Here is a 3,394-nt window from a genome sequence, read left to right on the forward strand (position 1 = left end):
ACTTCAATCGCCAGAACCCGTACAACCTCGTTGCCACATCCGTGAAGACCTGGTCGGTGTCCGTCGCTCTGACTCGACAAAAGTTACGCGAGCAGATGCCGTCGTGCAAATCGGCAGGTAAAGGCCCGCTTCAGCCGCATCGCCGCAGCTGAACGGCCAATAGTCGGCAGCAACACCGAGCCTGCGCCCCGGACTGGCCACTGTGACGCTGACCATATCCGCGACGAAGTGGGCCGAAGAGACTCCTGTTATCTCCCCAATCCAGTTGCTTGCCCGATGCCACGCCGACCATGGCCGCATCGGCGGCGACCCGCGACATCCCCGTAGCCAGTCCATCAATGCCACTGTGGCACAACGGTTCAGGATCGCCATCCAAGCGAAGGTGTTTCACATTCGACTACGAAAAGGCGATCTGCTGCTGAGTTCGGAGACGTGAGCGGGCGGTTCCAACCCCTCACCGAGGTCGGCTGCCGGCTCGGGTGCCCCCACCCACTCCCCCATCGGGACGACTCCTGCCCACACCCCGCCGGCCTCGAGGTCGACGTCCTCGTCATCCGGTCCGCCGTCGCGCGCCTTCACCGACGCTTCGTACAAGGCGAGTGCCAGCACGGTCGTGGCGGCCAATTCCTTGTTGGTGTGAGCGCGAAGGTGCTGACTCCGGCCTGGTGTCACCTGATCGACGATGGCATCGAGGGCGCGTCCCCGTTCGGCGGCGTCGGTCACCACCCTGGGCCGACCGAACACAACCGCGCTCCGATAGTTCATGGAGTGATGAAACCCGGATCTCGCGAGTACCAAACCATCGACGGTCGTGACGGTCACGCAGATGTCCGCGTCCGGGGCCGCCACCAGGCTCCGGGCCGCGACGGACCCGTGGAGATACAGCGTTCCGCCACGATCCGGTCCCTCCAGGTCCACCCCGTAGACCGTGGGAAGAACCCTGGGTGCACCGTCGATCACAACCCCGAGGTGGCAGATTCGGGCCGAGGAGAGGACATCGGCCAATTCGGTGCGAACGACACGCGCCCGCGCCCGCCCCCGTCTGACGGTAGAGCGCTGCGTGGGGGAAAGTTCGATGTCATCGATGCTCATGCGCTTGATGGTTCTCGAAAATTGGCTTACTGTCACGGTCCATTGGTGCTAGAGATTCGTAGGCCACTCGAAGGTAGGTCATGCTCCCGTCGTCGTTGATCATGTCGGTGGACCGCTCGGATTCACGCACCCTGCCTGTCCAGATCGCCGACCGGATTCGCGCGGCGATCAGCGACGGACAGCTGGCAGCAGATGCCCGATTGCCCAGCAGCAGAGCGCTTTCCGCAGAAGTCGGTGTCGCACGTGCGGTTGTCGAGAGTGCGTACGACCAATTGACCGCCGAGGGCTGGTTGCACGCGCGGCGCGGATCCGGGACCTTCGTTCGACGCCTGCCCACCGACGGGCAGGCTACGAACCCGACAGGATCCAAACGCTCGACAACAAGAGTCACACCTTCAGTGCAAGGCCGAAGAATACGATTGGCCACCGGGACCCCATGGGTCCCCCAGCTGTCCGCAGCGTGGAAGCGCGCGTGGCGAGACGTCGGGAACGCGCAGCCTCCACCGGCTTATCCGGATCCGCGAGGCGACACGCATCTCCGCTCGGCGGTGGCCGATCTGTTGGGACGCGCACGTGGGCTGCATACCGACGCCGATTCCGTCATGATCACGACCGGCAGCATGCACGGGATGAGTTTGTCGCTCGCCGTCCTGCGTGAGGACGGCTTCACCTCGGCACCGGTGCTGGCCCACGAAAATCCCGGCTACCACGTCGCCACGTCCACGGCCCGCCGGTGGGGCTGGTCGGTACACGACGTCGCTGTCGACGACGACGGGCTCGTCACCGCTGAGCTCGATCGAGCACCCAGTCGCACCCGTGCCGTCTACGTGACTCCGTCGCACCAGTACCCGACCGGCGGCTTGCTCACCGTCGGCCGTCGACGCGAGCTTGCCGATTTCGCGCGCACGCGTGATCTCATGATCATCGAGGACGACTACGATTCCGAATTCCGTTACGACGTAGCACCTTTGCCGACTGTGGCCGAATTCGCACCGGACCGGACCATCTACTTGGGGACAGTCGCCAAGACTCTCGGGGGTGGCATCAGGATCGGCTGGCTCGTGGCACCGCCGGACATCGTCGAGCAGATCGCCGAGTTGCGTATCGATCTGGGCGACTACCCGTCTCTGCCGGTTCAGCACGCCATGACCTCGTTGCTGCGCGACGGCGAATGGGACCGAACAGTCCGAGCGGCTCGCAGGCTCTACCGCGAGCGTGACAGACGTGTCGCGGCAGCATTGGATCGATTCGGCGAACTCCGTGGGGTCGGCGCCGGAATGCACACCACCTTGTTGCTCGACCCGAGAGTTGCAGCTTCGGTGGCACTCGAGGTCGCGGCCGCAGGCGTCGACGTCGAGACGCTCGCGCGGTCCACACGTAGCGCCTCGCCGGTTGCCGGCTTGATCGTCGGGTACGGGTCGGTGTCCGACGACGAACTCAGCTATGCCCTCGACTTGCTGATCGACGCGTTGACGCGGGTGAGCTGATCCGCGTCAGTCCACCCGTTCGATGCTGCCGCCGAGATCGCTCAAATTCTCGACGAACCGGGGATAGCCACGGTCGATGTGATAGACGTCGTGAACCTCGGTGACCCCGTCGGCGCACAGACCCGCTAGGACCAGACCAGCGCCGGCTCTGATGTCCGAAGACCACACCGGAGCACTCGACAACTGCGGAACTCCACGCACAACGGCGTGATGCCCGTCGGTTCGAGCATCCGCACCCAGCCGAATCATCTCCTCCACGAAGCGGAATCGGGCTTCGAATACGTTCTCGGTGATCATCGATGTTCCGTTCGCCACCGCAGCGAGTCCGATCGCCATCGGCTGCAGGTCGGTCGGAAAACCGGGGAACGGAAGAGTCGCGAAGTTCACCGCGGTCGGCCGTTCGTGCTGAACGACCCGGAAGCCATCCGCTTCGGACGTCACCTCCGAGCCTGCCGCCCGGAGTTTGTCGAGAACAAGCGACAGATGCTTCGGATTCACGCCCCGCACACGGACATCGCCCCGGGTCATCGCAGCTGCAATTCCCCAAGTGGCCGCCACGATGCGATCACCGATCACCTTGTGGGTGGTGGGCTTCAGCGATTCGACACCCTTGATGGTCAGTGTCGAAGTACCGGCACCACTGACCTGAGCACCCATCTTGTTGAGCATGTTGCACACATCGACGATGTCGGGTTCGCGCGCCGCGTTGTCGATGACGGTCTCGCCCTTGGCGAGGACTGCTGCCATCAGGATGTTCTCGGTCGCTCCGACAGACGGGAAGGCGAGTCGAATGTTCGCTCCGCGCAGTTCTTCTG

Annotated in this window: 3 protein-coding genes; 1 reads left to right on the forward strand and 2 read right to left on the reverse strand. The window is 64.1% G+C overall.

Going from position 1 to position 3,394, the window contains the following annotated elements; genetic code table 11:
• Positions 1–387: 387 nt before the first annotated feature.
• A complete protein-coding gene (locus tag A2J03_RS04135) occupies positions 388–1,092 on the reverse strand; it encodes a pyridoxamine 5'-phosphate oxidase family protein (protein WP_068370072.1) in 705 nt (234 codons plus the stop codon).
• An 80-nt stretch (positions 1,093–1,172) separates the two neighbouring features.
• On the opposite strand from A2J03_RS04135, the gene pdxR reads away from it, so the two are divergent.
• Positions 1,173–2,579, forward strand: coding sequence for a MocR-like pyridoxine biosynthesis transcription factor PdxR (gene pdxR / locus A2J03_RS04140; RefSeq protein ID WP_068370081.1), 1,407 nt, complete (start codon positions 1,173–1,175; stop codon positions 2,577–2,579).
• Positions 2,580–2,585: 6 nt separating this feature from the next.
• Here pdxR and A2J03_RS04145 read toward each other — a convergent pair.
• Positions 2,586–3,394: UDP-N-acetylglucosamine 1-carboxyvinyltransferase (locus A2J03_RS04145; RefSeq protein WP_156520191.1), on the reverse strand; the 809-nt coding region annotated here is incomplete at its 5' end.

Source organism: Rhodococcus sp. EPR-157 (assembly GCF_001647195.1).
In the GTDB taxonomy this organism is placed as follows: domain Bacteria; phylum Actinomycetota; class Actinomycetes; order Mycobacteriales; family Mycobacteriaceae; genus Rhodococcoides.

Coding starts and splice junctions, on each gene's coding strand:
- pdxR (WP_068370081.1), top strand. CDS start 1,173: ATGCTCCCGTCGTCGTTGATCATGTCGGTGGACCGCTCGGATTCACGC.
- A2J03_RS04135 (WP_068370072.1), bottom strand. CDS start 1,092: ATGAGCATCGATGACATCGAACTTTCCCCCACGCAGCGCTCTACCGTC.